The sequence below is a fragment of the Pseudenterobacter timonensis genome (assembly GCF_900021175.1).
GTDB classification, from domain to species: domain Bacteria; phylum Pseudomonadota; class Gammaproteobacteria; order Enterobacterales; family Enterobacteriaceae; genus Enterobacter; species Enterobacter timonensis.
Genome location: NZ_FCOP01000013.1, coordinates 234663 through 260949, shown reverse-complemented (window position 1 = coordinate 260949; position 26287 = coordinate 234663). Strand labels below are relative to the sequence as shown.

Annotated in this window: 24 protein-coding genes; 13 read left to right on the top strand and 11 right to left on the bottom strand. The window is 57.5% G+C overall.

Translation table 11 applies throughout. The features are described from left to right. Positions 1-2: 2 nt before the first annotated feature. Together pyk and BN3796_RS16615 are read right to left on the bottom strand one after the other, a co-directional pair. Positions 3-1445, bottom strand: a complete 1443-nt coding sequence (gene pyk, locus BN3796_RS16620; RefSeq protein ID WP_061709470.1) for a pyruvate kinase — start codon at positions 1443-1445, stop codon at positions 3-5. A gap of 109 nt (positions 1446-1554) precedes the next feature. After that, entirely contained in the window at positions 1555-2424 is an 870-nt protein-coding gene (locus BN3796_RS16615) for a MurR/RpiR family transcriptional regulator (RefSeq protein ID WP_061709469.1), read from the bottom strand. A 354-nt stretch (positions 2425-2778) separates the two neighbouring features. On the opposite strand from BN3796_RS16615, the gene zwf reads away from it, so the two are divergent. From zwf to kdgA, 3 genes are all read left to right on the top strand, one after another. Continuing rightward, positions 2779-4254 carry a glucose-6-phosphate dehydrogenase gene (zwf, locus tag BN3796_RS16610; protein WP_061709468.1) on the top strand — a complete coding sequence of 492 codons (1476 nt, stop codon included), beginning with the start codon at positions 2779-2781 and terminating at the stop codon, positions 4252-4254. 232 nt (positions 4255-4486) lie between these two features. After that, positions 4487-6298 carry a phosphogluconate dehydratase gene (gene edd, locus BN3796_RS16605; protein ID WP_061709467.1) on the top strand — a complete coding sequence of 604 codons (1812 nt, stop codon included), beginning with the start codon at positions 4487-4489 and terminating at the stop codon, positions 6296-6298. A 39-nt stretch (positions 6299-6337) separates the two neighbouring features. Then, positions 6338-6979 carry a bifunctional 4-hydroxy-2-oxoglutarate aldolase/2-dehydro-3-deoxy-phosphogluconate aldolase gene (kdgA, locus tag BN3796_RS16600; RefSeq protein ID WP_061709466.1) on the top strand — a complete coding sequence of 214 codons (642 nt, stop codon included), beginning with the start codon at positions 6338-6340 and terminating at the stop codon, positions 6977-6979. A gap of 64 nt (positions 6980-7043) precedes the next feature. Here the strand turns inward: kdgA and purT are convergent, their stop codons facing one another. Next, positions 7044-8222, bottom strand: a complete 1179-nt coding sequence (purT, locus tag BN3796_RS16595; RefSeq protein WP_061709465.1) for a formate-dependent phosphoribosylglycinamide formyltransferase — start codon at positions 8220-8222, stop codon at positions 7044-7046. A gap of 170 nt (positions 8223-8392) precedes the next feature. Between purT and BN3796_RS16590 the strand changes: the two genes are divergently transcribed. Together BN3796_RS16590 and ptrB are read left to right on the top strand one after the other, a co-directional pair. Then, positions 8393-9040, top strand: a complete 648-nt coding sequence (locus BN3796_RS16590) for a tellurite resistance TerB family protein (protein WP_061709464.1) — start codon at positions 8393-8395, stop codon at positions 9038-9040. A gap of 86 nt (positions 9041-9126) precedes the next feature. Then, positions 9127-11202, top strand: a complete 2076-nt coding sequence (gene ptrB / locus BN3796_RS16585) for an oligopeptidase B (protein ID WP_061709463.1) — start codon at positions 9127-9129, stop codon at positions 11200-11202. Here the strand turns inward: ptrB and exoX are convergent. The 3 genes from exoX to BN3796_RS16570 all read right to left on the bottom strand — a co-directional run bounded on the left by exoX (position 11184) and on the right by BN3796_RS16570 (position 12861). After that, complete coding sequence (gene exoX, locus BN3796_RS16580) at positions 11184-11846, bottom strand: exodeoxyribonuclease X (RefSeq protein ID WP_061709462.1); 663 nt, start codon at positions 11844-11846, stop codon at positions 11184-11186. The two genes, ptrB and exoX, sit on opposite strands and share 19 nt — an antisense overlap. 24 nt (positions 11847-11870) lie before the next feature. After that, a complete protein-coding gene (locus BN3796_RS16575; RefSeq protein ID WP_061709461.1) occupies positions 11871-12524 on the bottom strand; it encodes a carbon-nitrogen hydrolase family protein in 654 nt (217 codons plus the stop codon). 106 nt (positions 12525-12630) lie between these two features. Beyond that, positions 12631-12861 (bottom strand): DNA polymerase III subunit theta, encoded by a 231-nt coding sequence (locus tag BN3796_RS16570; protein WP_061709460.1) that lies wholly within the window; start codon positions 12859-12861, stop codon positions 12631-12633. 124 nt (positions 12862-12985) lie between these two features. Between BN3796_RS16570 and yobA the strand changes: the two genes are divergently transcribed. The 4 genes from yobA to pphA all read left to right on the top strand — a co-directional run bounded on the left by yobA (position 12986) and on the right by pphA (position 15683). Further along, positions 12986-13360: a CopC domain-containing protein YobA gene (yobA, locus tag BN3796_RS16565; RefSeq protein WP_061709459.1), complete on the top strand. Its 375-nt coding sequence runs from the start codon at positions 12986-12988 to the stop codon at positions 13358-13360. Position 13361: 1 nt separating this feature from the next. Then, positions 13362-14234, top strand: a complete 873-nt coding sequence (copD, locus tag BN3796_RS16560; RefSeq protein ID WP_061709458.1) for a copper homeostasis membrane protein CopD — start codon at positions 13362-13364, stop codon at positions 14232-14234. A gap of 12 nt (positions 14235-14246) precedes the next feature. Then, positions 14247-14585, top strand: coding sequence for a YebY family protein (locus BN3796_RS16555; protein WP_061709457.1), 339 nt, complete (start codon positions 14247-14249; stop codon positions 14583-14585). Between the two features lie 453 nt (positions 14586-15038). Beyond that, entirely contained in the window at positions 15039-15683 is a 645-nt protein-coding gene (gene pphA, locus BN3796_RS16550; protein ID WP_061709456.1) for a protein-serine/threonine phosphatase, read from the top strand. On the opposite strand, the gene BN3796_RS16545 is transcribed toward pphA, so the two are convergent. From BN3796_RS16545 to yebS, 5 genes are all read right to left on the bottom strand, one after another. Then, a complete protein-coding gene (locus BN3796_RS16545) occupies positions 15684-15875 on the bottom strand; it encodes a YdfD/YebW family protein (protein ID WP_061709455.1) in 192 nt (63 codons plus the stop codon). It lies immediately after the preceding gene. Positions 15876-15975: 100 nt separating this feature from the next. Next, on the bottom strand, positions 15976-16215 hold the full coding sequence (locus BN3796_RS16540; protein ID WP_061710046.1) for a YebV family protein: 240 nt from the start codon (positions 16213-16215) through the stop codon (positions 15976-15978). Between the two features lie 102 nt (positions 16216-16317). Beyond that, positions 16318-17757, bottom strand: coding sequence for a 16S rRNA (cytosine(1407)-C(5))-methyltransferase RsmF (gene rsmF, locus BN3796_RS16535; RefSeq protein ID WP_061709454.1), 1440 nt, complete (start codon positions 17755-17757; stop codon positions 16318-16320). 76 nt (positions 17758-17833) lie between these two features. Next, on the bottom strand, positions 17834-20467 hold the full coding sequence (locus BN3796_RS16530) for a PqiB family protein (protein ID WP_061709453.1): 2634 nt from the start codon (positions 20465-20467) through the stop codon (positions 17834-17836). Beyond that, positions 20436-21719, bottom strand: coding sequence for a membrane integrity lipid transport subunit YebS (yebS, locus tag BN3796_RS16525; RefSeq protein WP_061709452.1), 1284 nt, complete (start codon positions 21717-21719; stop codon positions 20436-20438). Before yebS ends, BN3796_RS16530 begins: the two co-directional genes overlap by 32 nt. Positions 21720-21849: 130 nt before the next feature. Here yebS and BN3796_RS16520 point away from each other — a divergent pair, with 130 nt between their 5' ends. The 4 genes from BN3796_RS16520 to htpX all read left to right on the top strand — a co-directional run bounded on the left by BN3796_RS16520 (position 21850) and on the right by htpX (position 26269). Continuing rightward, positions 21850-22347, top strand: a complete 498-nt coding sequence (locus BN3796_RS16520) for a GAF domain-containing protein (protein ID WP_061709451.1) — start codon at positions 21850-21852, stop codon at positions 22345-22347. Between the two features lie 96 nt (positions 22348-22443). Next, a complete protein-coding gene (gene proQ / locus BN3796_RS16515; RefSeq protein WP_061709450.1) occupies positions 22444-23127 on the top strand; it encodes an RNA chaperone ProQ in 684 nt (227 codons plus the stop codon). 19 nt (positions 23128-23146) lie between these two features. After that, complete coding sequence (gene prc / locus BN3796_RS16510; RefSeq protein WP_061709449.1) at positions 23147-25195, top strand: carboxy terminal-processing peptidase; 2049 nt, start codon at positions 23147-23149, stop codon at positions 25193-25195. A gap of 192 nt (positions 25196-25387) precedes the next feature. After that, a complete protein-coding gene (gene htpX, locus BN3796_RS16505) occupies positions 25388-26269 on the top strand; it encodes a protease HtpX (RefSeq protein WP_061709448.1) in 882 nt (293 codons plus the stop codon). Positions 26270-26287 lie beyond the last annotated feature (18 nt).

Here is a 26287-nt window from a genome sequence, read left to right as displayed (position 1 = left end):
TCTTATTCGACGGTCAGCACGCGGGTGGTGTTGGTGGAGCCGATGGTGCTCATCACATCACCCTGGGTGACGATAACGATATCTCCGGAAACCAGATAGCCTTTATCGCGCAGCAGGTTGACCGCGTCGTGCGCCGCAGCGACGCCGTCGTTATTGCTGTCGAAGTAGACCGGCGTTACGCCACGGTAGAGGGCAGTGAGGTTAAGGGTACGCTCGTGGCGGGACATGGCGAAAATCGGCAGGCCAGAGCTGATGCGCGAGGTCATCAGCGCGGTGCGGCCAGATTCGGTCATGGTGATAATCGCCGTAACCCCTTTCAGGTGGTTAGCCGCATACATCGCGGACATGGCAATCGCCTCTTCCACGTTGTCGAACTGCACATCCAGACGGTGTTTGGAGACGTTGATGCTCGGGATCTTCTCCGCCCCAAGGCAGACGCGCGCCATGGCGGCGACGGTTTCTGCCGGATACTGGCCCGCAGCGGTTTCTGCGGAGAGCATCACCGCATCGGTGCCATCCAGCACGGCGTTGGCCACGTCCATCACTTCCGCACGGGTCGGCATCGGGTTGGTGATCATCGACTCCATCATCTGGGTGGCGGTGATCACGGCGCGGTTCAGCTTACGTGCGCGGCGGATCAGCGTTTTCTGGATACCCACCAGCTCCGGGTCGCCAATCTCAACGCCGAGATCGCCGCGTGCCACCATCACCACGTCGGAGGCCAGGATAATGTCATCCATCGCGTCCTGGCTGCAGACCGCTTCGGCACGTTCCACCTTGGCGACAATTTTCGCATCGCAGCCAGCGTCGCGCGCCAGACGGCGGGCGTAGTTCAGATCTTCGCCGCAGCGCGGGAAGGAGACCGCGAGGTAATCCACCCCGATCTGCGCCGCCGTAATGATGTCAGCCTTATCTTTATCGGTCAGCGCTTCGGCAGAGAGGCCGCCGCCGAGCTTGTTGATACCCTTGTTGTTCGAGAGCGGGCCGCCGACGGTCACTTCGGTAAAGACCTTCATACCCTGAACTTCCAGCACTTTTAGCTGCACGCGGCCGTCGTCAAGCAGCAGGATATCCCCTGGCACAACGTCGGCAGGCAGCCCTTTATAGTCGATACCCACACGATCTTTGTCGCCTTCGCCTTTACCCAGGTCGGCGTCGAGCAGGAATTTGTCGCCAATGTTAAGGAAAACTTTACCTTCCTTGAAGGTTGAAACGCGGATTTTCGGTCCCTGCAGGTCGCCCAGGATGGCGACGTGACGGCCTAATTTTGCGGCGATCTCACGCACCTTGTCCGCGCGTAATTTATGATCCTCTGGCGTGCCGTGGGAGAAATTCATGCGCACCACGTTGGCGCCTGCAGCGATAATTTTCTCAAGGTTATTATCGCGATCGGTGGCCGGGCCTAAGGTGGTGACGATCTTGGTTCTGCGAAGCCTTCTGGACATGTAATACTCCGTTGACTGAAACAACTTTGGTGTTGCGTGAACATTGATTCGGTGTGCTGTGAAGAAACTTACCGAATACCTGAAGAAGTTACAAACTTGTTATAAGCATTTAAGTTATATTGCCCTTAATCAGCAATTCTTTATCAAAACGCGATTCCCTGAGCGCTTCTTTGACCCGCTTCAAGTTATCCCGGAATTTTGTCCCTCGCCGTAGCGTAAAACCGGTGGCCAGCACGTCGATAACCGTCAGCTGCGCCAGGCGGGAGACCATCGGCATATACATGTCGGTATCTTCCGGCACGTCGAGGGTGAGGGCGAGAGTCGCCTCGCGCGCCAGCGGCGTACCGGCGGTCGTCAGGGCGATAACCATCGCGTCGTTCTCCCGCGCCAGCTGCGCCAGCTCTACCAGGCTTTTGGTGCGCCCGGTGTGGGAGATGAGCACCACTACATCGTCCTCGCTGCAGTTCATGCAGCTCATGCGCTGCAGCACGATATCGTCTGAATAGATAACCGGGACGTTGAAGCGAAAAAATTTGTTCATGGCGTCGTGCGCCACCGCGGCTGACGAGCCGAGCCCGAAGAAGGCGATCTTTTTCGCCTGGGTGAGCAGATCCACCGCCCGGTTGACCGAGGCCATATCCAGCGACTGGCGAACGTGGTCGAGGGTGGCCATCGCCGACTCAAAGATTTTCGCGGTATAGGCTTCGACGCTATCGTCTTCATCAACATTACGATTTACATAGGGCGTACCGTTTGCCAGACTCTGCGCCAGATGCAGTTTAAAATCGGGAAAGCCCCGGGTATCCAGGCTGCGGCAAAAGCGGTTGACGGTAGGCTCGCTGACGCCCGCCTGCTGCGCCAGAGAGGCGATGCTTGAATGAATAGCCTGAGCAGGAGAGGCGAGAATGACTTCAGCCACTTTCCGCTCAGATTTGCTAAGGTGTTCCAGTTGAAACTGGATTTTTTCCAGCATGTTCATTATCACGGGACACTCAAGTGTGTAAGCGATTTCACGAAGATGAAATCATGGCTCGTTGCAGTCGATATTACCCCTGTGACCAGTCTAAAGGATAATGAACAACGCAAAATGTTGTTGTTTTTTTTCATAACTTGATCGCTGTCGGGTTTTGACTACGGCCCGGCAGCGCAAAGATTCGCCAGTTTCCCCTTAGCTGACGAATCTCTGTGCGCCATAGCGTAAAAAATCACGGTATCGCACGTGAGGTTAAGCGCTGGTGGTTTCGGGAAATCGGTAAAAGCAGTACAGTGCAATGTAATAAAATTACAACGATACCTGGCGAAAGTACCAGGTAATCTAACTGAGGAGAATGACATGGCGGTAACGCAAACAGCCCAGGCATGTGACCTGGTCATTTTCGGCGCGAAAGGCGATCTTGCACGCCGGAAATTGCTGCCTTCCCTTTATCAACTGGAGAAAGCGGGTCAGATCCATCCGGATACCCGCATCCTTGGCGTGGGGCGCGCCGACTGGGACAAAGCGGCCTATACCGACGTGGTGCGCGAAGCGCTCGAAACGTTCATGAAAGAGAAGATCGACGAAAGCCTGTGGGACAAGCTGAGCGGCCGTCTTGATTTCTGCAACCTCGACGTGAACGACACCTCCGCATTCACCCGTCTGGGTGAGATGCTGGACCAGAAAAATCGCGTGACGATCAACTATTTTGCCATGCCGCCAAGCACCTTCGGCGCCATCTGCAAAGGGCTGGGCGAAGCGAAGCTGAATGCCATGCCGGCGCGCGTGGTCATGGAAAAACCGCTGGGCACCTCCCTGGCGACCTCGCGCGAGATCAACGATCAGGTGGGCGAGTACTTTGACGAGTGCCAGGTCTACCGTATCGACCACTATCTTGGTAAAGAGACGGTGCTTAACCTGCTGGCGCTGCGTTTTGCCAACTCCCTGTTTGTTAATAACTGGGATAACCGCACTATCGATCACGTAGAGATCACCGTGGCGGAAGAGGTGGGTATCGAAGGCCGCTGGGGCTATTTCGACCAGGCCGGACAGATGCGCGACATGATCCAGAACCACCTGCTGCAGATCCTCTGCATGATCGCCATGTCTCCGCCGTCCGACCTCTCCGCAGACAGCATCCGCGACGAGAAGGTGAAAGTGCTGAAGTCCCTGCGCCGTATCGATCGCTCCAACGTGCGCGAGAAAACGGTGCGCGGCCAGTATACCGCCGGCTTCGCCCAGGGTAAGAAAGTGCCGGGCTACCTTGAGGAAGAGGGGGCCAACAAGACCAGCAATACCGAAACGTTTGTCGCTATTCGCGTCGATATCGACAACTGGCGCTGGGCGGGCGTGCCATTCTACCTGCGTACCGGCAAACGCCTGCCGGCAAAATGTTCCGAAGTGGTGGTCTACTTTAAGAACCCTGAGCTGAACCTCTTTAAAGAGTCCTGGCAGGAGCTGCCGCAGAACAAGCTGACCATTCGCCTGCAGCCGGACGAAGGGGTGGATATTCAGGTACTGAACAAGGTGCCGGGGCTGGATCACAAGCACAATCTGCAGACGACCAAGCTCGATCTGAGCTACTCCGAAACCTTCAACCAGACCCATCTGGCGGACGCTTACGAACGACTGCTGCTGGAGACCATGCGCGGTATCCAGGCGCTGTTCGTACGCCGTGACGAAGTGGAGGAAGCCTGGAAATGGGTCGACTCCATTACCGAAGCCTGGGCCGCCGATCAGGATGCGCCGAAGCCGTATCAGGCGGGCACCTGGGGGCCGGTCGCCTCTGTCGCGATGATCACCCGCGATGGTCGTTCCTGGAATGAGTTTGAGTAAATAAACCGCTAACTCGAAGGGGTTATTTTACCGGTAACATGATCTACCACAGATTGTGGCACAATTTTTAATCTTTTAAGCTCCGGGTGGATTCACCCCCGGAGCTTTTTTTATTACACTGGCTGAAGCGATTTTGCCCAAGGGTGCCGGACTTCAGGCCTTTTTCCTTCCCAAAACAGGGAAGCGAACCTGATTTTCTCGCCGCCCGGACAACATAATTTTAGGAGCCTCTATGAATCCTGTATTGTTACGCGTAACACAACGCATTATTGAACGCTCAGCCAGTACCCGCGCCGCCTACCTTGCCCGTATTGAGCAGTCAAAATCGGATACGGTGCACCGCTCGCAGCTGGCGTGCGGTAACCTGGCGCACGGTTTCGCCGCCTGCCAGCCGGACGACAAAGCCTCTCTGAAGAGCATGCTGCGTAACAATATTGCGATCATCACCGCCTACAACGATATGCTCTCCGCTCACCAGCCCTATGAGCGCTATCCCGAGATTATCCGTCGCGCCCTGCACAGCGTGAACGCCGTAGGGCAGGTAGCAGGCGGCGTACCGGCCATGTGCGACGGCATCACCCAGGGGCAGGACGGTATGGAGCTCTCCCTGCTGAGCCGGGAAGTGATCGCCATGTCCGCCGCGGTGGGCCTCTCCCATAACATGTTTGACGGCGCGCTCTATCTTGGCGTCTGCGACAAAATCGTCCCGGGACTGGCGATGGCGGCGCTCTCTTTCGGGCATCTGCCGGCGATCTTTGTCCCCTCCGGCCCGATGGCGAGCGGCCTGCCGAACAAAGAAAAGGTGCGTATCCGCCAGCTCTACGCAGAGGGTAAAGTGGACCGTATGGCGCTGCTGGAGGCGGAAGCGGCCTCATACCATGCGCCGGGAACCTGTACGTTCTACGGCACCGCCAACACCAATCAGATGGTGATCGAGGTGATGGGGATGCAGCTCCCGGGCTCCTCCTTTATCCAGCCGGATGCGCCGCTGCGCCAGGCGTTAACAGAGGCGGCGGCGCGCCAGGTGACGCGTCTGACCGGCAACGGCAATGAATGGATGCCGATGGGTAAACTGGTCGACGAGAAGGTGATCGTCAACGGTATCGTCGCGCTGCTGGCGACCGGCGGGTCCACTAACCACACCATGCATATGGTGGCGATGGCGCGCGCGGCGGGGATCCAGATCAACTGGGATGACTTCTCCGAGCTCTCTGACGTGGTGCCGCTGATGGCGAAGCTCTACCCGAACGGCCCGGCGGATATTAACCACTTCCAGGCGGCGGGCGGCGTGCCGGTGCTGATCCGCGAGCTGCTGAAAGGGGGGCTGCTGCATGAAGATGTCAATACGGTGGCCGGTTTCGGCCTGAGCCGCTATACCCTGGAGCCGTGGCTGAATAACGGCGAACTCGACTGGCGCGAAGGGGCGCAGGGCTCCCTGGATACACAGGTGATCGCCTCGTTTGACAACCCCTTCTCCCGTCACGGCGGTACCAAAGTACTGAGCGGCAACCTTGGCCGCGCGGTGATGAAAACCTCCGCCGTGCCGCAGGAAAACCAGGTTGTTGAAGCGCCCGCGGTAGTTTTTGAAAGCCAGCATGACGTTATGCCGGCCTTCGAAGCGGGTCTGCTGGATAAAGATTGCGTGGTGGTGGTCCGTCATCAGGGGCCAAAAGCGAACGGTATGCCAGAATTACATAAACTTATGCCGCCGCTTGGTGTATTATTGGACCGCCGTTTCAAAATTGCGCTGGTGACCGATGGACGCCTCTCCGGCGCATCGGGTAAAGTGCCCTCTGCGATCCACGTGACACCGGAAGCTTACGACGGTGGTCTGCTGGCGAAAGTGCGCGACGGCGACATCATCCGCGTGAACGGTCAGACAGGGGAGTTGACCCTGCTGGTGGACGAGGCCGAGCTGGCCGCGCGTCAGCCGCATATTCCTGACCTGAGCGCGTCGCGCGTGGGCACGGGGCGTGAAATGTTTGGCGCGCTGCGCGAGAAGCTCTCCGGCGCTGAGCAGGGCGCAACCTGTATGACGTTTTAAGACGACAAGATTATCGATCTGGCGAGAGAAAATACTCTGATGAAAAACTGGAAAACAAGTGCAGAAGCAATCCTGAAAACCGGCCCGGTAGTGCCGGTTATCGTGGTCAACAAACTGGAGCACGCCGTCCCGATGGCGAAAGCGCTGGTTGCCGGCGGCGTTCGCGTGCTGGAAGTGACCCTGCGTACCGCCTGTGCCGTTGACGCGATCCGCGCTATCGCCAAAGAGGTACCGGAAGCGATTGTCGGCGCGGGTACCGTGCTGAACCCGCAGCAGCTGGCGGATGTGACCGAAGCGGGCGCGCAGTTCGCCATCAGCCCGGGTCTTACCGAGCCGCTGCTGAAAGCCGCCACCGAAGGAACCATTCCGCTGATCCCGGGTATCAGCACCGTCTCTGAACTGATGCTGGGTATGGATTACGGTCTGAAAGAGTTTAAATTCTTCCCGGCGGAAGCGAACGGCGGCACTAAAGCGCTGCAGGCGATCGCGGGTCCCTTCTCCCAGGTTCGTTTCTGCCCGACCGGCGGGATCTCTCCGGCGAACTACCGTGACTACCTGGCGCTGAAAAGCGTGCTCTGCATCGGCGGCTCCTGGCTGGTGCCGGCGGATGCGCTGGAAGCGGGCGACTGGGATCGTATTACGAAGCTGGCGCGTGAAGCAGTTGAAGGCGCGAATCAGTAAGCGCTTATGACGGCTGGAAACGGGTCACTTCGGGTGACCCGTTTTGTTTTCAGCGACAGGCGCGTTAACCCTCTGCCTGCACGCTGGCCGCCGCTTTTTTCGCGCGGGCGACGGCCTCATCCACGGTCTCGCCCGTCGCTAAAGCCACGCCGAGACGGCGCGAACCGTCGATCTCCGGTTTGCCAAACAGACGCAGCTGCAGGCCCGCGCCCACGCTCTCCTCAACCTGGCTAAAGCAGACGTCGCTGCTGGTGAGGGTCGGTAAAATCACCGCCGAAGCCGCCGGACCATACTGCCGCACGCCCCCTACCGGCAAGCCCAGGAAGGCGCGCACGTGCAGTGCAAACTCTGAGAGATCCTGTGAAATCAGCGTCACCATCCCGGTATCATGCGGACGCGGCGAAACTTCGCTGAAGATCACCTCATCGCCGCAGACAAAAAGCTCCACCCCGAACAGGCCATAGCCGCCGAGTGCCAGCACCACCTTGCGGGCGATCTCCTGTGCGCGCTGCAACGCCAGCTCGCTCATCTGCTGCGGCTGCCAGGATTCACGGTAATCGCCATCCTGCTGGCGGTGGCCGATGGGATCGCAAAACCAGACGCCGTCCACGGCGCTGACGGTGAGCAGGGTTATCTCGAAATCAAACTTTACCGCCCCCTCGACAATCACGCGGCCCGCGCCTGCGCGCCCGCCCTGCTGGGCATACTCCCAGGCCTGGCTAAGGGTGGCGGCATCGCGAAGAAAACTCTGCCCTTTGCCGGAGGAACTCATTACCGGCTTAATAAAGCAGGGATAGCCAACGGCGTTTACGGCGTCGGTAAATTCCGTCACGTTTCCGGCAAAACGGTAGGCGGAGGTGGGCAGCGCCAGCTCCTCCGCCGCCAGGCGTCGGATCCCTTCACGGTTCATGGTCAGCCTGGTGGCGCGGGCGCAGGGCACCACGTGCAGGCCTTCTTCCTCCAGCGCCAGCAGCGTGTCGGTGGCGATGGCTTCGATCTCCGGCACCACAAAGTCTGGCTTCTCTTTAGCGATAAGGGCGCGGAGCGCCTCGCCATCAAGCATATTGATTACATACGCGCGGTGAGCCACATGCATGGCGGGCGCGTCGGCGTAGCGATCCACCGCAATCACCTCCACCCCGAGGCGCTGGCACTCAATCGCCACCTCTTTTCCCAGCTCGCCCGATCCGAGCAGCATGACGCGCGTCGCCGACGGGCGCAGAGCAGTTCCTATACGAGTCATAAATCCCCCTGAAAAAGTTGCGCGCAGTATATACGAAATCGTTTGCGTCTGTCTTGCCTCCGGCGAAACGAGCGCACCGGGAAATTTTCGCATCTTTAGCGGCCGCAGACGTTTCCTGACATCTTGTCGCTTACGCTGGGAGCAATGTTCATGATTGAGGGAGGAGAATTATGTCAGGCTGGTTAAATCAACTTCAGTCCATGTTAGGGCAAAAATCATCATCCGACGGGCAGGGGCTGAATAAGCTGCTGGTGCCCGGCGCACTTGGCGGACTGGCGGGTTTGCTGGTTGGTAATAAATCATCGCGCAAGCTGCTGACAAAGTATGGTACCGGGGCGCTGCTGGCAGGCGGAGGTGCGATTGCCGGTACGGTGCTGTGGAATAAATATAAAGAGAAGATCAAAACGGCTCATCAGGGTGAACCGCAGTTTGGCCAGACCGCTACGCCGCTGGATCAGCGTACCGAACGTTTGATCCTTGCGCTGGTGTTTGCCGCGAAAAGTGACGGCCATATTGACGATAAAGAGCGCGCGGCGATTGAGCAGCAGATGCGTGAAGCGGGCGTGGAGGAGCAGGGGCGGGCGCTGGTGGCGCGGGCCATTGAACAGCCGCTCGACCCGATGCGTCTCGCGCAGGGCGTAAAAAATGAAGAGGAGGCGCTGGAGCTCTATTTCCTCAGCTGTGCCGCGATCGATGTTGACCACTTTATGGAGCGCAGCTATCTGCAGGCGCTGGGTGATGCGCTGAAGATCCCCCAGGAGGTACGTGACGGCATTGAGCAGGATATTCGGCAGCAAAAACAGGCTCTCCCGGAATAATTAATTTTCAAAGGCGTCATGTTTCGCTTGCATCATGCGCGTGTTTTGCCACCCTTATAGGGTGTAAAACGCAGAAGAAATCCGACATGTTACCGAAAGCCAGACGCATACCGAAAGCCATCACCACCCACGGTGATACCCGCATCGACAACTACTACTGGCTGCGAGACGATACGCGCTCGCAGCCAGAAGTTCTCGACTACCTGCACGACGAAAACGACTATGGCCGCCGGGTAATGGCCTCCCAGCAGGATCTGCAGGACAGGCTGCTGGGGGAGATGGTCGGCCGCGTGCCCCAGCGGGACGTCTCCGCGCCATGGACCAAAAACGGCTATCGTTACCGGCATATCTACGAGCCGGGCAACGAATATGCCATCTACCAGCGCCAGTCGGTGCTGATGGCTGAGTGGGATGAGTGGGAAACGCTGCTGGATGCCAATAAGCGCGCCGCCCATAGCGAGTTTTATACCCTGGGCGGCATGGCGATCTCCCCGGACAATAACATTATGGCGCTGGCGGAAGATTACCTCTCCCGGCGGCAGTACGGGCTGCGCTTTCGCAATCTGGAGACCGGCAACTGGTATCCCGAGATGCTGGATAACGTCTCCTCCGATTTTGTCTGGGGCAACGATTCCGAGACGGTTTACTACGTTAAAAAACATGCCACCACGCTGCTGCCTTACCAGGTGTGGCGGCACACCATCGGTACCGCCTCCTGCGACGATGAGCTGGTCTACGAAGAGAAGGACGACACTTTTTACGTCAGCCTGCATAAGACCACGTCCCGTCACTATGTCATTATCTTCCTCGCCAGCGCGACTACCACCGAGGTGCTGCTGCTGGATGCGGAGCTTCCCGACGCGCAGCCGCTCTGCTTCCTGCCGCGGCGCAAGGATCACGAATACAGTCTCGACCACTTTCAGCACACCTTTTACCTGCGCTCCAACCGCGAAGGGAAGAACTTTGGGCTCTATAAAACCAAAGTGCGCGATGAGCGCAAGTGGGAAGTGCTGATCCCGGCCCGGGAGCAGGTGATGCTGGAGGGATTCACTCTCTTTACCGACTGGCTGGTGGTGGAAGAGCGCCAGCGCGGGCTGACCAGTATCCGGCAGATCAACCGCAAAACGCGGGAGGTGATCGGTATCGCCTTTGACGATCCCGCTTACGTCACTTGGATCGGCTATAACCCGGAGCCGGAGTCGACGCGCCTGCGCTATGGCTACTCCTCCATGACCACCCCGGATACGCTCTTTGAACTGGATATGGAAACCGGCGAGCGGCGGGTGTTAAAGCAGGCGGAGGTGGCCGGTTTCGACGCCAGCAACTACCGCAGCGAACACCTGTGGGTGGTGGCGCGCGACGGGGTGGAGGTGCCGGTCTCGCTGGTCTATCACAAGGAACATTTCCGGCGCGGTAAAAACCCGCTGCTGGTCTACGGCTATGGCTCGTATGGCTCCAGCATAGACGCTGACTTCAGCAGCAGCCGGCTCAGTCTGCTGGATCGCGGATTTGTTTTTGCCATCGCCCATATTCGCGGCGGGGGCGAGCTGGGCCAGCACTGGTATGAAGAGGGTAAGTTCCTCAAGAAAAAGAATACCTTTAACGACTATCTCGACGTCTGCGACGCTCTGCTGGCGCAGGGGTATGGCGATCCCGCCCTCTGCTTTGGTATGGGCGGCAGCGCCGGGGGAATGCTGATCGGGGCGGCGATCAACCAGCGGCCCGAACTGTTTAAAGGGGTAATTGCGCAGGTGCCGTTTGTGGATGTGGTCACCACCATGCTCGACGAGTCTATTCCGCTGACGACCGGCGAATTTGAAGAGTGGGGGAACCCGCAGGATGAAGAGTATTACTGGTATATGAAATCGTACAGCCCCTACGATAACGTGGAGGCGAAAGCCTACCCGCATATGCTGGTCACCACCGGTCTGCACGACTCCCAGGTACAGTACTGGGAGCCGGCCAAGTGGGTGGCGAAACTGCGCGAGCTGAAAACGGACGACAATCTGCTGCTGCTCTGTACCGATATGGACTCCGGCCACGGCGGGAAATCGGGGCGCTTTAAATCCTATGAAGGGGTGGCGCTGGAGTACGCTTTCTTAATTGGCCTGGCACAGGAAACCCTGACAGGCCAGACGGGAGATCAGGCTTCGCCCAGGTAGTGGCGCAGCGTGAGGCGCAGCTCCGGGCTCATTTTGTCGAGGTTATTGTAGAGCCAGCGCAGATAGCCCGGATCGCGCTCGGCGACCTCGGCGACCGCCTTGCCACGATATTTACCGAAGGGGAAAACGGTGAGGAGTGCCGGGCGCCCGGTGATATCCGCCATTTCGTCCGGCGTCCAGCCGGAGGTAGCCATAATATCGATAAGCAGCGCGGCCGTGATATAGCAGTCATAAAGCGCCCGGTGGTGATGCAGACCATCGGGCGTTTTCACGCTCAGCTTGCGCGACTTATAGAGCGCCATGTTGCTGTACTGAATACCCGGCCACAGGCGACGCGCCAGCTTCATGGTGCAAATCCACTCCCCGGGCATCTCCGGCAGCACGCGTCGGTCAAAGCTGGCGTTGTGGGCCACGTACCATGTGCTGCCGTAATAGTGGGGGATCACCTCTTCGATCCACGGTTTATCCGCCACCATCGCTTCGGTGATACGATGGATCGCCATCGCCTGCGGGCTGATAGGGCGGTCAGGGCGGACCAGATGACTCATGGGATTCACAATTTTCCCGTCGATGACGTCGACCGAGGCGACTTCCACAATCCCTCCCTGAAGACCGCAGGTTTCGGTATCGATTACGCGTAACATGGTTCACTCCTGAGCCTAAAACGCCTAGCGTAATGGAATGATATCCCCTTGCCAACCCCGCCGGTCCCGGTAGCCGGTCAGAAGCAGTTCGCCTTTATCCGCCCGCACCACCAGCTGGCCCTGATCGTCCCAGAGAGCGCTGCCGCCGCGCGCGTTCGCCATCAGTACGGCGATGGCGTAGCGGTGGGCAAAATGCTGCAGGCTGCTGATGGTATCGCGCCAGCGCGTTTCGGTGACCGACTGTGGGCTGGTAAAGAGCGCCGCCTGCGGATCGAGGCAGACGTCGGCGGGATGCCCCAGAATGGAGAGTCTGGCGGCGTCCGGCTTCAGGCAGGCGCCGCTGCCCTGAAGGTAGTGTTCCGGGCGATCGTTTTCCGGATTAAACAGAAGCAGCCCTTTTTTCCGGCCGGTCCGGGTAGTGATGGTGGTGCCGGCAATCACTGCCATTCCGCTTGTCTGTACCGCCTGCATGAGGGGAGAGAGCGCCTCTTCAGTGGGCGGTTCGGGCAGGGGAGCTGCATCCATGGCGCAGCCTGTCAGGGAAAGTTCGGGGAAAACAAGCAGATCGCAGTTATGCCGTGCGGCAGCATGAATGAAACGGAGATGATGTTTTACGTGTACGCCGGTGCAGTTATGCCGGGGGACATACTGCGCGGCCGCGATATTCCAGTGGGACATCGTGATTTCCTTATACACTTGTCGCAGGAGCCATAATACACCCTGATAATTGAGGGTATTCTTATCCTGCCATAAAATGTGTAAGGAAAGGTAACATTGATTAAGATTATTTGACTTTGGGCTCGTAGGGCAGGCGAGAGAGGTTAACAGAGTTAAGGCGATGAGCGATCAGCCGTTCGCGAAACCAGTCGCGCAGGTGCGCGGGCTGCTCGCGTTCCACCACTTCGGCGATAACCGGCATGTTATAGCGTTCTTTAAAAGCGACCCCGGCAGCAGCAAGATCGACGTTGACCTTGTCCATCTCGTCCTGAGGAAGGGCAGCAAGATTAATCTTCATGGCTCTCTCCTGTTCTGGCGGCGTAACGTTACCGCGCTTATCCGGCGTTGACAAGCCAGACAGCGCGCCTCGACTGCGATATTATACAGAGTTATCCTTTATCGGACAGAGATAACTAAAAGGAATGAATAACATGACACAGACTACACGCCGTGCCGCCGTTTTTCTCTTTGCGCTTTTCACTGCCCCCGCCGCGCTGGCTCATGCCCACCTGAAACATCAGTATCCGGCTGCCGATGCGGAGGTGGTGGCTTCGCCGCAGGCGCTCACCCTTAACTTTTCTGAAGGGATAGAGCCTCAGTTCAGCGGCGTGACGGTGACGGGCGACAAGCAACAGCAAGTTCCTGTCGGGGCGGTAAAACGTAACGAGCAGGATAAAACCCAGCTCATCGTGCCGCTCGAAAAACCACTGACGCCGGGAGGGTATGAGGTGCAATGGCATGTGGTCTCCGTAGATGGTCATAAAACACAGGGCCACTACCGCTTTCATGTGAAATAACATGCTGGCGTCAATTTACGTGGCGCTGCGTTTTGCCCATTTCGCCGCGCTGATGCTGATCTTTGGCAATGCCCTCTACAGCGCCTGGCTGGCGCCGCGCGCGCTGACCCGGCTGATGACGCGCCGCTGCTGCCGTCAGCAGCAGATAGCCGTGCTGGTGAGTTTTGCCACGGCGCTGCTGATGCTGGCGTTTCAGGGCGGGCTGATGGGCAACGGCTTGCAGGATCTCTTTCGTCCTGCGATCTGGCTGGCGGTGACGGGAACACAGTTTGGCAGCGTCTGGGTGTGGCAGATTATTTTTGCCTTACTGACCGCCTGCGCGGTCTGGCTGGCGCCGACGCGCAACGCGCGGCTGGTGCTGCTGCTGGCGGCAGGGCAGTTTATTCTGCTGGCGGGCGTAGGGCATGCGGCGATGCGCGACGGGCCGCTGGGGTTTACCCAGCGCCTTAACCACGCGCTGCATCTCCTCTGCGCCGCTACCTGGCTTGGCGGCCTGCTGCCGCTGCTCTTTTGCCTGCGGCTGGCGAATGGGCGCTGGAGCGAACAGGCGATAACGACCATGATGCGTTTTTCCCGCGCCGGGCACTATGCGGTGGCGGGGGTAATTTGCACCGGTATTGTCAACGCGCTGCTGATTCAGGGCCTGACGCTGCCTTGGCGCACATCTTACGGCGAGCTGCTTTTGTTCAAATGTGCGCTGGTGATGATGATGGTGGTACTCGCACTCGTTAACCGGTATGTTCTGGTGCCACGTTTTCGCACAAGCCAGGGGCGGGCGCAGCGTCTCTTTATTCGTCTGACGCAGGCTGAAGTGGTCACCGGCGCGCTGGTGGTCGCCTGCGTAAGTCTTTTCGCTACCTGGGAACCCTTTTGACAAGGTTGAACAATGAAAAAAATGCTACTTTCGCTTTTGCTGCTGGCCTCTGCAGGTTCGGCCTTTGCCGCCCCGCAGGTCATTACGGTGAGCCGTTTTGAGATTGGAAAGGATAAGTGGGCCTTTAACCGTGAAGAGGTGATGCTCACCTGCCGCCCGGGCCATGCGCTCTACGCGATTAACCCGAGCACGCTGGTGCAATACCCGCTGAACGACGTTGCGCAGCAGCAGGTCGCCAGCGGTAAAAGCAGCGGCCAGCCGATAAGCGTGATTCAGATAGACGATCCTCAGAATCCGGGGCAGAAGATGAGCCTTGCCCCCTTTATTGAGCGCGCCGAAAAGCTCTGCTGAGAGCGTTTTTCCAAAAAAAAACCGCAGGCTTAAACCTGCGGTTTTCTCTTTTTTTATCGATAAATCGCTTTTTTTCAGACCACTTTTGCTGCGGACTGGAAAACCTGGCGCGGTCATCTATTCTTATAGTGCAAGGCGACTGAGCCTGCATTAATGCCAACTTTTAGCGCACGGCTCTCTCCCAAGAGCCATTTCCCTGGACCGAATACAGGAATCGTATTCGGTCTCTTTTTATCTGTATGATTTTCACTGGGTTTTATTTGGCATCTCCCTGCCTTCCCCGAAATCAGTCCGCACTTCGCGTCCGGTTTATTCTGTTATACCACACCGTTTTTAACATTCACAATTCATTTACACGGAAATGCGATCCTGGAAGGTGGCCCCCTGTGCCTCAGGGCCGGGTTTATACTGAGATTACGGGGGCGCAACGCGTGTATGCAGACGGGAGGTGCAATGTATCAACGACTCGATGGCAACGACTGGCAACATATCTGGGTGGTGAGCGATCTTCACGGCTGTTACGACGCGCTGATGGCCGCGCTGAAAGCGCGCCGCTTTAATCCTTATGCGGATCTGCTGATTTCCGTTGGCGATCTCATCGACCGCGGACCGGATAGTTTGCGCTGCCTGGCGCTGCTGCATGAGAGGTGGTTTCGCGCGGTGCGGGGGAATCATGAGCAGATGGCGCTGGATGCGCTGGCAACTAAAGATTTCTCACTCTGGCGGCTTAACGGCGGGAGCTGGTTTTCACAGCTGGAGTCGGCGCAAAAAGAGGAGGCGGCGACAGCGCTGCTGGCCTGCGCGAATTTACCGCTGATTCTTGAAATACGGTGTACCAACGGACTCAACGTGATTGCCCATGCAGATTACCCCTCATCCACTTACCAGTGGCAAAAACCGGTGTCGAGTGAACGGGTGCTGTGGGATCGGGATCGTCTGATGGGGTTTATGGTCGGGAAAGGGCAGAACATTGCGGGGGCGGATCATTTCTGGTTTGGGCATACGCCGCTGGATAAACGCTACGACTTCCCTCCGCTGCATTATATCGATACCGGCGCTGTGTTTGATGGATATTTAACGCTGGCGCAACTGCAATAGTTAAAGATCGCTATACTCCTGAGCCGGTGTCCAGAAACTGTCGATAAACTCTTCTACCGGATAGCAGCCGCCGTGGCGGATACGTTGCTCTTTTTTGGCGACGACGCATTGCTGCTCGGTGTTATAGACATCCACCACAATATCATCGCATCCCCCATCCAGATAACAGACAAAAAGTACCAGGGCGAACATTACATCCTCAGTTCCGGCTTCCATAATAAGAGTGTAGGAGAGGATAGCGTGCAGGGGAAACGGAAATAAATAACCCGCCTTCGGGCGGGTTCTTTTTGAATCAGGCAAGTCGCATGATCCAGGCGTCGGTCTGATGGTCGTAATGTTCGCGATAAAGGACGGAATGTTCCCCGTTGAGAATGGCGGGAACGCTGGTGTCGGCATCCCAGGCATCTAACTGCATGCATAAATCGGGGTCAGATTTGCAAGGAATACTTAACGTTCGTTCGCCCTGGTCTTCGCCGCGTAATTCGGCGTCGTCGATCTCAAAAGCGCCAATGCGCACGTTGGTTTTGGTCATAATGCTCTCCAAAGTCAGATAAATCTGGTACGACCAGTATTGTCGCCCATTTTTCAGCCTAGCCAAGGAGAGCAAAAACGCCAGTCAAAATGTGCTCTTTTTTTATCCAGCGTGAGTGTTACCGGTAAACAAGCGCCCGTCGCGAACCAGCTCGCGGGGGTAACTGTTTTTCAGCCGCGCGCCCACTTTTTTGGCCAGCCCCAGCGGGAAGCCCTGCCAGCAGACAATCACCTCGTCACGCGACGGGCTCTTCTCCGGGTAGAGATCGCGTCCGCGATACCACTCCTCCGCCTCCGCCGGGGTCAGCTCAAAGCGATTATCCTCCCCTGCCAGAGCGATGACCGCTTCATGCTGCCAGCGATAGCCTTTGTTATGCACCTCGGCAAGCCGAATGCCGATACGCGAGAAGCGCACCCTACCGATAAGCGGCTCCATCTCTGCCGGGAAGAGCCAGATCTCTTTGTCGCGCTGCCAGAGGTGAAGGCCATCGGCAATATCCAGCCCGATCTGGCGCGCGGCGGCGGTGACGTTTGCCGCCTCACGTCCTTTTAACGGGGTAAAGGGAAAATTACCCACCTTAAATTTGGGAGCCGGTAGCGGGGGGATGGCGGCGGTTTTGCGCAGGCGGGCAACAAAGAACCCTTCGCAGTCGTACATATGTGGGAAGACGTGCAGAAAGCCTTCCGGCGTCAGGGCGGTGGCCGCCGTACTGAATAGCTTCTCCAGCGGTAAAAATTCCACCGCGTCGGGGTACTGCGCCTGCAGCCACAGACAGACCGCTTCGTTTTCATCGCGATTCAGTGTGCAGGTGGAGTAGACCAGCGTCCCGCCGGGACGCAGCGCGTGAAAAGCGCTGTCGATAAGCTCGCGCTGGGTCGCGGCAATCTCCAGATTGCTCTCAACCGACCAGTTTTTTAGGGCGTCAGGATCTTTACGCACCACCCCTTCGCCGGAGCAGGGGGCGTCAAGCAGGATCGCGTCGAACGACTCCGGCAGCGCGGCGCCAAATACCCGCCCGTCAAAGTGGGTAAGCGCCACGTTCTGGATGCCGCAGCGGCTGATGTTGGCGTGCAGTACCTTCACGCGGCTGGCGGAGAACTCATTCGCGAGGATAGCGCCGCCATTGCCCATGCGCGCGGCAATTTGGGTTGTTTTCGAACCCGGCGCGGCGGCAACATCCATCACCCGGACGGGGGTATTTCCCTCGGCGAAGAGGGCCGCCACCGGCAGCATGGAGCTGGCTTCCTGAATATAGAAGAGTCCGCTCAGGTGCTCGGCGGTGCTGCCAAGCGGAACGGATTCATCGTCGCGCTCGATCCAGAAACCCTCTTCGCACCACGGGATGGGGATCAACTGCCAGCCGTAAGAGGAGGTCAGTTCAAGAAACGCCGCCACGCTGATTTTTAAGGTATTCACCCGCAGGCTGCGGCGCAGGGGCCGTTGACAGGCGGCGATAAACGCCTCGAACGAGGCGGGATCGGGGAGCGCCTCGCGCATCTGCGCCAGGAAGGGATCGGGAAAAAAAACAGAATATTGAGCCACGCTTGCACCACAGGCAGGAAATCAGGCGCGCAGTGTATCATAAAGGCTCCGGTGCGTTGACACCGGAGCCTCGGGTTTAACGCGGCAGGGCAGTACCCCATTCGCGCCACTCTTTCGGCTCGCTATCCAGCAGCAGGAAGTGTTTACCCGGCTGTGCTTTCGGCGCCAGCGGCGTTCCCGGCGGCGTGGCAAAGGCGATACCGCCACGGATAAACTGGTTAAAGGTACCGGTTTTAACGACGCCTCCCGTCAGGCCAAAGTCCAGCGAGTAACCTGAGGCAAGCCAGAACACCGAGTTGTTGCGCACCAGATGCTGGTAGCGCTTGCTGATGCGAATGCCCACCATCACGCGATCGGAGAGAATGCCCAGCGACAAGCCGGTCACCGTGCCCACCTCAATGCCGCGGAACAGCACCGGCGTGCCGATATTCAGCGATCCCGCTTCCGGTACCTCCACCACCAGGCTCAGGCCGTCAAGATATCGCGAGTCAGCGATCGTGGCCTCCTGCAGCTCAAAGTCACGGCGGGCATTGCCGCGGCCCGGCTCAACGTTGATGTAGGGTTGCAGGATAGTATCCAGATGCTCCACGCCCGCGGCGGAGATCTGCGGCGTCACCACCGAGAAACGAGTCCCGTTGCGGGCGAAGGTTTTGACATATTCCGGGTAGAGCACCGCGGTCGCCTGTACCTCGTTACGCTCCGTGATCAGCGTCAGCTTCTGCACCTGGCCGATATCAATGCCCAGATAGCGAATCGGCATCCCCTCGGCCAGCTTGCCGGCGTCGAAGGCGTGCAGGGTGATCTGTCCGCCCACCGCGCGGGCAGCGGTCTCTGACGGATAGAGAATGCGTTTATCGCCCTTGCGCTGGTTAGCGCTGGCGCCGCTGAGGTTATCAAAGCTGATGGCGCCGCGCAGCGCGCGGGAGAGGGGAGAGGCCTGCACCGTCAGGCCGCTGCCGTTAAGCTGCACTTTCGCGCCGCCCTCTGCCCAGAATACGCTGTTGGCGGTTAGCAGATGGCGATACTCCGGCTTGATGTGCAGTTCGATATCAAACGCATTGGCGCGAGGGCGAACGGTAATCACTTCACCCACCTGGAATTTACGGTAAAGCACCACCGAACCGGCCTGTACGTCAGGCAGCGTCGCCGCGCTTAGCACCATCGTGGTAGTCGGCAGATCGCTCAGGCTGTTTTCAATCGCCTTGTCCAGGTTAGCGAACAGAGGATAGCTTTCACGCATCGCCCCTTTGTCGCCCGGTAAAATACGGATGCCGCCGCTGATCCACTCCCCGGCGCTTGCGCCGAGAAACTCCACCCCATCCAGGCCGACCTTCACGTCCACGCGGCTGTTCACCACGAATTTACTGTCGCCATGCAGCAGATCGCGATAGCGGGGGTCTACTGCGGCGGTGAAGGTGACCCCTTTCGCCGTCAGGGTGCGCTCCATCACCTGGCCTACCTCTACGCCATGCAGCAGCAGCGGCTGGCCCGCATCAATGCCGTAGCTTTCCGGCGCGGTCAGGGTAACCGTCAGCACGCCCGGCTTTTGCAGCAGCGTTTTGTCGGCCGGGGCGACCACAAAGTGTTTACTCGGCTGCCCTTCTCCGGGAACCAGCTCGAAGGTATTGCCGGTGAGCAGGCTGCTGATATTGGCATCGCTCAGGGAGAGTTTAGGGCTATGCAGCTCAATGCGCGTCTTCTCGCGCAGTAGCTCGACCACGCTCGGATCAACGGTCATTTCTCCCGTGACGGAGCCGCCGGGATTGAGGGTCAGCTTGGTCAGCTGACCCACCTCCAGCCCCTGATACATCAGCGGTGTGGAGTCAGCTTTCAGCCCTTTGGCATCCGGCAGGGTCAGGCTGATAATCACGCCGCGCTGGCTGTGGGCTAAATCGGCATAAAGACCAAAGTTATCTTCAGCTTCGGCCGGCTTGGAGTTTTCCGGGGAGTCGAATGCGATGGCGCCATTTACCAGCGCGGCGAGGCTCTCCAGCTTCACCTTCGCCCCGCTGAGGCTGAGATCAGCATCCACCCCCGAGACGTTCCAGAAGCGGCTTCCTTTCTTCACCAGAGAGGTAAAGCGGCGGTCGATAAGCACGTCAATGGTTACCCCCTGCTTGTTGGGGCTGATGGAATAATCATAGACGCGCCCTACGGGAATTTTGCGGTAGTAGACCACCGAGCCGCTGTTAAGCGAACCGAGATCGGAGGCATGCAGATGAATCATCAGATCGCCGTTGTTGAGCCGGTATTTGGGCTGCGTGTCCAGGGCGGTGAAGTGATCCTGCGGCTCGCCTTTGCCGGGCATCATCCCGATGTAGTTTCCGCCCACCAGTGCGTCCAGGCCAGATACGCCCGCCAGAGAGGCTTTCGGCGTGACCAGCCAGAACTGGGTTTCGCTACGCAGGGCATCTTTCATGTCCGATTTGATACTGGCGCGAACCTGGATCTTGTTCAGATTTTTACCCAGGCTGATGTCCTGCACCGTTCCCACTTCAACCCCCTGAAAACGAACGGGGGTGCGGCCAGGGACAATGCCGTCCGCTGACTGAAAGTCGATGGTGATGGTATTACCGCGGTTTTCATAGCTCGTCCAGATAAGCCAGCCCGCAATCAGCAGCGCGATGACGGGCAGTAACCAGAAAGGTGAAATACGGCGTTTTGTTTTAATTCTCGCTTCAGTCGGCGAAGCGGGCGTTTCCTGACTCATGTGCGTCCCAAAGTAAGCGGCTGTCCAGCCATTCCACTGCAAGAATAGTCAATATCACCGCAGCGCCGAAATAAAACGCAGCGGGTCCCATGTTAAATGAGAGCAGCTGATCGCGGTCGATCAGCGACATCATCAACGAAATCACAAACAGATCCAGCATCGACCAGCGGCCAATCCAGGTGACGAACCGCAGCAGGAGGATACGGGTGCGCAATCCTTGCTCGCATTTAAAATGAATACTCACCAGCAGAGTAAACATCACTATAACTTTAGTAAACGGAACGAGAATACTGGCAATAAATACAATTGCCGCAACTGCGATGTTGCTGTCGGCCAGGGAAACGATGCCTGACATGATGGTATCTTCCTGCCGGCCACCATTGACGTAGATCACCGAGATGGGCAACAGATTAGCAGGTAAGAGAAAAACCATCGAGGCGATCAGCGCCGCCCAGCACTTTTGCAGGCTGTGATTGCGCCGGAGGCGCAGCGGGATATGGCAGCGCGGACAGCGGCCTCGCGCGTCGGGAAATCCGGTAAAATGACAGCCCAGGCAGGCGCGAAGATGCTCGTCAGGCCGGGTGGCGGGACGCTGTGGATAAAACCGATCCCAGAGCTGCTCCACGTTGAGGTGAATCAGGGTCAGCACGCTAAGCAGCACCAGGGCGATAAAGGCAAATAGCCCGATGCCCGGCTCAAGATAGGCGTAGTCCTGAACCTTGATCGAGGCGACGCCGATGCCTACCAGATAGATATCCAGCATCACCCACTCCTTGAGCCGCTCCAGCATCAGCAACACCGGCCTCAGGTTCATACCGAGGATATTGCCGAGCCAGAGATAAGCGATGGAGGCGACAAGAATGAGCGGAGCGCCGACGGTACAAAACAGCACCATCGCGGCGGTGACAGGATCGCCCTGGCGGGTCATCTGCCAGATCCCCTCCAGCAGATTAGCGTCGATCCGCATTCCCAGCAGATAGAGCCGCAGCAGCGGCTCGCTGAAGGCAAACGGCATCAGCAGAAGCATGGTGATGGCCATCGCCGCCAGTCGCGTCAGGGACCAGTCGCGGCCGTCGCGGATTTTAGCATTGCAGCGCGGACAGTAGGCGCTTTGGTGCGATTTCATCTTCGGCAACATAAAAAGCGTATCGCACTGCGGACAACGCTGATAATGTGCTCGCGGTAGCGCATCGCTGACCGAATGAACGGTAATCTTTTTTGTCGGCGTAATTTTTGGTGTATTAAGGGCCATCAGTCGCGCATGAAAAAGGTTTAATTAACGTTATATTAACTCATCCTGGGATTCATCTTGAGAATGAGCGCATTTAATGTTTATTTTAATAGGCTATGCTCTACTTTTTCGTTAAACAAGTGATTTAATAATGAACAAAACAGAATTTTACGCCGACCTGAACCGGGATTTTCAGGCATTGATGGCAGGCGAAACCAGTTTTTTAGCGATGCTGTCCAATACCAGCGCGCTGCTCTTTGAACGTCTATCCGAAGTGAACTGGGCCGGCTTCTACCTTCTGGAAGGTGATACGCTGGTGCTGGGGCCCTTCCAGGGCAAGCTGGCCTGCGTGCGCATTCCGGTTGGACGCGGCGTTTGCGGCACCGCAGTGGCGCAAAATCAGGTGCAGCGTGTGGAAGATGTGCATGCCTTTGACGGGCACATCGCCTGCGACGCGGCCAGTAATGCTGAAATCGTACTGCCGCTGGTGGTAAATAATCAGACAATCGGCGTGCTCGACATCGACAGCGTGGCTTACGGCCGCTTTACCGCTGAGGATGAGCAGGGTCTGCGCGAGCTGGTGGCGAATCTTGAAAAGGGGCTTGCCGCTACCGATTATCATAAATTCTTTGCGAGCGTCGCAGGATAATCAACGGATAACGTAGCATTTACGGTTGGCGTCATTATAATGACGCCTGTTCATGCCTGCGCTTGTTGGCAACGTCCGTTGTAATCAGGAAATTTCATGGAAAATCAACCTAAGTTGAATAGCAGTAAAGAAGTTATCGCCTTTCTGGCAGAGCGTTTCCCGCAGTGCTTTAGCGCCGAAGGCGAAGCGCGTCCCCTGAAAATCGGCATTTTTCAGGATCTGGTAGAGCGCGTTGAGGGTGAGATGAATCTCAGCAAAACCCAGCTTCGTTCCGCCTTACGTCTTTATACGTCGAGCTGGCGTTATCTGTACGGTATCAAACCGGGAGCGACGCGTGTCGATCTCGACGGCAACCCGTGCGGTGAGCTGGATGAGCAGCACGTAGAGCACGCTCGCAAGCAGCTCGAAGAGGCGAAAGCGCGCGTTCAGGCGCAGCGTGCCGAACAGCAGGCGAAAAAGCGTGAAGCTGCCGCCGCCAGCGGCCAGGAAGAGGCGCCGCGTCGCGAACGTAAACCTCGTCCAGCCCCGCGTCGCGCTGAAAACGGCGACCGTAAACCGCGTGCGGAAAAACCAGCCGCGAAAGCGCAGCGTGCGCCACGCGAAGAACGCCATACCCCAGTTTCTGATATCAGCGCCCTGAGCGTAGGTCAGGCCCTGAAGGTGAAAGCGGGTAACAACGCGATGGACGCCACCGTACTGGAAATCACCAAAGATGGCGTACGTGTACAGCTGACTTCTGGTATGTCAATGATTGTACGCGCAGAACACTTGTTGTTCTGAAACGGAGGCCAAGCCTGGCATGAACACTTTTTTTAAGCTCACCGCGTTGGCGGGCCTGTTTGCCATAACAGGTCACGCCTTCGCTGTGGACGATATTACGCGCGCCGATCAAATTCCGATTCTAAAGGAAGAGACGCAGCACGCGACGGTGAGTGAGCGCGTGACGTCGCGCTTTACCCGCTCGCATTATCGTCAGTTCGATCTCGATCAGGCCTTTTCAGCCAAAATCTTCGATCGTTATCTGAACTTGCTGGATTACAGCCATAATGTGCTGCTGGCAAGCGATGTAGAACAGTTCGCGAAACGTAAAACCCAGGTGGGCGATGAGCTGCGTAGCGGTAAGCTGGATCTCTTTTACGATCTCTATAACCTGTCGCAGCAGCGCCGTTTTGAACGTTATCAGTATGCGCTGAAGGTGCTTGAGCGACCGATGGATTTCACCGGGACCGACACCTTCAATCTTGACCGCAGCAAAGCACCGTGGCCGAAAGATGAAGCTGAGCTGAACGCGCTGTGGGACAGCAAAGTTAAGTATGACGAGCTGAGCCTGAAGCTGACCGGGAAAGATGAGAAAGAGATCCGTGAGACGCTGACGCGTCGTTACAAGTTCGCTATTCGTCGCCTGGCGCAGACCAACAGCGAAGATGTCTTCTCGCTGGCGATGACCGCGTTCGCCCACGAAATCGACCCGCACACGAATTACCTCTCGCCGCGCAACACCGAGCAGTTCAATACCGAAATGAGCCTCTCTCTGGAAGGTATCGGCGCCGTGCTGCAGATGGATGATGACTATACCGTCATTAACTCGATGGTGGCGGGCGGACCGGCCGCGAAAAGCAAGGCGATAAGCGTGGGCGATCGTATCGTCGGCGTCGGACAGCTCGGTAAAAACATGGTGGATGTCATCGGCTGGCGGCTGGATGACGTGGTGGCGCTGATCAAAGGGCCGAAAGGCAGCAAGGTGCGTCTTGAGATCCTGCCTGCCGGGAAGGGCACTAAAACCCGCATTATTACGCTGACGCGTGAGCGCATCCGTCTGGAAGACCGCGCCGTGAAAATGACGGTGAAAACGGTCGGCAAAGAGAAAGTCGGCGTGCTGGATATTCCGGGCTTCTACGTCGGGCTGACCGACGATGTGAAGGTGCAGCTGCAGAAGCTGGAAAAACAGAATGTTAAAAGCGTCGTGATTGACCTGCGTACCAACGGCGGCGGCGCGCTTACCGAAGCGGTATCGCTCTCTGGCCTCTTTATCCCGTCCGGCCCGGTGGTGCAGGTGCGCGATAATAACGGCAAAGTGCGTGAAGATGCCGACAACGACGGTGTGGTCTATTACAAAGGTCCGCTGGTGGTGCTGGTTGACCGCTTCAGCGCCTCGGCGTCTGAGATCTTTGCCGCCGCGATGCAGGACTATGGTCGCGCGCTGATCGTGGGCGAGCCTACCTTTGGTAAAGGTACGGTACAGCAGTATCGCTCTCTTAACCGTATTTACGATCAGATGCTGCGCCCTGAATGGCCGGCGCTGGGCTCCGTCCAGTACACCATTCAGAAGTTCTACCGCGTCAATGGCGGCAGTACGCAGCGCAAGGGCGTAACGCCGGATATCATCATGCCTACGGGCAATGAAGAGACGGAAACCGGCGAGAAGTTTGAGGACAACGCGCTGCCGTGGGATAGCATCAACGCCGCGACATACGTGAAGTCCGGAGATATGTCTCTCTTTGGACCGGAGCTGCTGAAAGAGCATAACGCGCGGATCGCCAGCGATCCTGAGTTCCAGTACATCATGAAGGACATTGCCCGTTTCAATGCCCTGAAGGATAAACGGAACATCGTGTCGCTTAATTTTGCACAGCGTGAAAAAGAGAACGACGAGGATGACGCCATTCGTCTGGCGCGGATCAACGATCGCTTTAAGCGTGAAGGCAAGCCGCTGCTTAAGAAGCTGGACGATCTGCCGAAAGATTATCAGGAACCCGATCCCTATCTCGATGAAACGGTGCACATTGCACTCGATCTGGCGAAGCTGGAAAAGGACAAACCTGCCGTCGAACCGGCACCCGCAAAATAATCTCCTGACAGGCACAAGAAATTGTGCCTGTTTTTTTAGATTTCCCTCCTCAGGTAAGCAAGCCGCCATACAATGTAAAGTTGTGTCTTTCTGGTGACTTACGCGCCGCTTATCCTTGAAAATAGCCGCAATACCCATACGATGTGGGTAATCGCGTAGTGCGTTTTGTTAAACTGAGGTTAAAAGAAAATTATGATGCGAATCGCGCTTTTCCTGCTTACCAACCTTGCGGTGATGGTAGTGTTCGGGCTCGTGCTAAGCCTGACAGGAATACAATCGAGCAGCATTCAGGGCCTGCTGATTATGGCGCTGCTGTTCGGTTTTGGTGGCTCCTTTGTCTCTCTGCTGATGTCGAAATGGATGGCGTTGAAATCTGTGGGCGGTGAGGTTATCGAGCAACCGCGTAACGATATGGAGCGCTGGCTGATGGATACGGTGGCGCAGCAGTCGCGTCAGGCCGGGATCGCCATGCCTCAGGTAGCTATCTATCACGCGCCGGATATTAACGCCTTTGCAACCGGCGCGCGTCGCGACGCCTCGCTGGTGGCTGTCAGCACCGGTCTGCTGCAGAACATGAGCCGCGACGAGGCGGAAGCAGTCATCGCGCATGAAATCAGCCACATCGCGAATGGTGACATGGTGACCATGACCCTGATTCAGGGGGTAGTGAACACCTTCGTTATCTTTATCTCGCGTATTCTGGCGCAAATTGCGGCGGGCTTTATGGGCGGTAACCGCGACGAAGGCGAAGAGAGCAACGGCAACCCGCTGATCTACTTTGCAGTCGCCACGGTGCTGGAGCTGGTGTTCGGTATTCTGGCCAGCATTATTACCATGTGGTTCTCCCGTCACCGTGAATTTCATGCGGACGCCGGTTCGGCGAAACTGGTAGGGCGTGAGAAGATGATCGCCGCGCTGCAGCGCCTGAAAACCAGCTATGAACCGCAGGAAGCGACCAGCATGATGGCATTCTGCATTAACGGTAAATCGAAATCGTTAAACGAGCTGTTTATGACTCACCCGCCGCTGGATAAGCGCATCGAAGCGCTGCGCAGCGGAGCGTACCTGAAGTAAAAGAGGGCGAAAGCTCAA

Coding starts and splice junctions, on each gene's coding strand:
- BN3796_RS16570 (WP_061709460.1), bottom strand. CDS start 12,861: ATGAAGATTAATCTTGCTGCCCTTCCTCAGGACGAGATGGACAAGGTC.
- copD (WP_061709458.1), top strand. CDS start 13,362: ATGCTGGCGTCAATTTACGTGGCGCTGCGTTTTGCCCATTTCGCCGCG.
- zwf (WP_061709468.1), top strand. CDS start 2,779: ATGGCGGTAACGCAAACAGCCCAGGCATGTGACCTGGTCATTTTCGGC.
- BN3796_RS16545 (WP_061709455.1), bottom strand. CDS start 15,875: ATGTTCGCCCTGGTACTTTTTGTCTGTTATCTGGATGGGGGATGCGAT.
- purT (WP_061709465.1), bottom strand. CDS start 8,222: ATGACTCGTATAGGAACTGCTCTGCGCCCGTCGGCGACGCGCGTCATG.
- pyk (WP_061709470.1), bottom strand. CDS start 1,445: ATGTCCAGAAGGCTTCGCAGAACCAAGATCGTCACCACCTTAGGCCCG.
- kdgA (WP_061709466.1), top strand. CDS start 6,338: ATGAAAAACTGGAAAACAAGTGCAGAAGCAATCCTGAAAACCGGCCCG.
- yobA (WP_061709459.1), top strand. CDS start 12,986: ATGAATAACATGACACAGACTACACGCCGTGCCGCCGTTTTTCTCTTT.
- exoX (WP_061709462.1), bottom strand. CDS start 11,846: ATGTTACGCGTAATCGATACCGAAACCTGCGGTCTTCAGGGAGGGATT.
- proQ (WP_061709450.1), top strand. CDS start 22,444: ATGGAAAATCAACCTAAGTTGAATAGCAGTAAAGAAGTTATCGCCTTT.
- BN3796_RS16520 (WP_061709451.1), top strand. CDS start 21,850: ATGAACAAAACAGAATTTTACGCCGACCTGAACCGGGATTTTCAGGCA.
- BN3796_RS16540 (WP_061710046.1), bottom strand. CDS start 16,215: ATGACCAAAACCAACGTGCGCATTGGCGCTTTTGAGATCGACGACGCC.
- BN3796_RS16555 (WP_061709457.1), top strand. CDS start 14,247: ATGAAAAAAATGCTACTTTCGCTTTTGCTGCTGGCCTCTGCAGGTTCG.
- yebS (WP_061709452.1), bottom strand. CDS start 21,719: ATGGCCCTTAATACACCAAAAATTACGCCGACAAAAAAGATTACCGTT.
- htpX (WP_061709448.1), top strand. CDS start 25,388: ATGATGCGAATCGCGCTTTTCCTGCTTACCAACCTTGCGGTGATGGTA.
- pphA (WP_061709456.1), top strand. CDS start 15,039: ATGTATCAACGACTCGATGGCAACGACTGGCAACATATCTGGGTGGTG.
- prc (WP_061709449.1), top strand. CDS start 23,147: ATGAACACTTTTTTTAAGCTCACCGCGTTGGCGGGCCTGTTTGCCATA.
- edd (WP_061709467.1), top strand. CDS start 4,487: ATGAATCCTGTATTGTTACGCGTAACACAACGCATTATTGAACGCTCA.
- ptrB (WP_061709463.1), top strand. CDS start 9,127: ATGTTACCGAAAGCCAGACGCATACCGAAAGCCATCACCACCCACGGT.
- BN3796_RS16575 (WP_061709461.1), bottom strand. CDS start 12,524: ATGTCCCACTGGAATATCGCGGCCGCGCAGTATGTCCCCCGGCATAAC.
- BN3796_RS16615 (WP_061709469.1), bottom strand. CDS start 2,424: ATGAACATGCTGGAAAAAATCCAGTTTCAACTGGAACACCTTAGCAAA.
- BN3796_RS16530 (WP_061709453.1), bottom strand. CDS start 20,467: ATGAGTCAGGAAACGCCCGCTTCGCCGACTGAAGCGAGAATTAAAACA.
- BN3796_RS16590 (WP_061709464.1), top strand. CDS start 8,393: ATGTCAGGCTGGTTAAATCAACTTCAGTCCATGTTAGGGCAAAAATCA.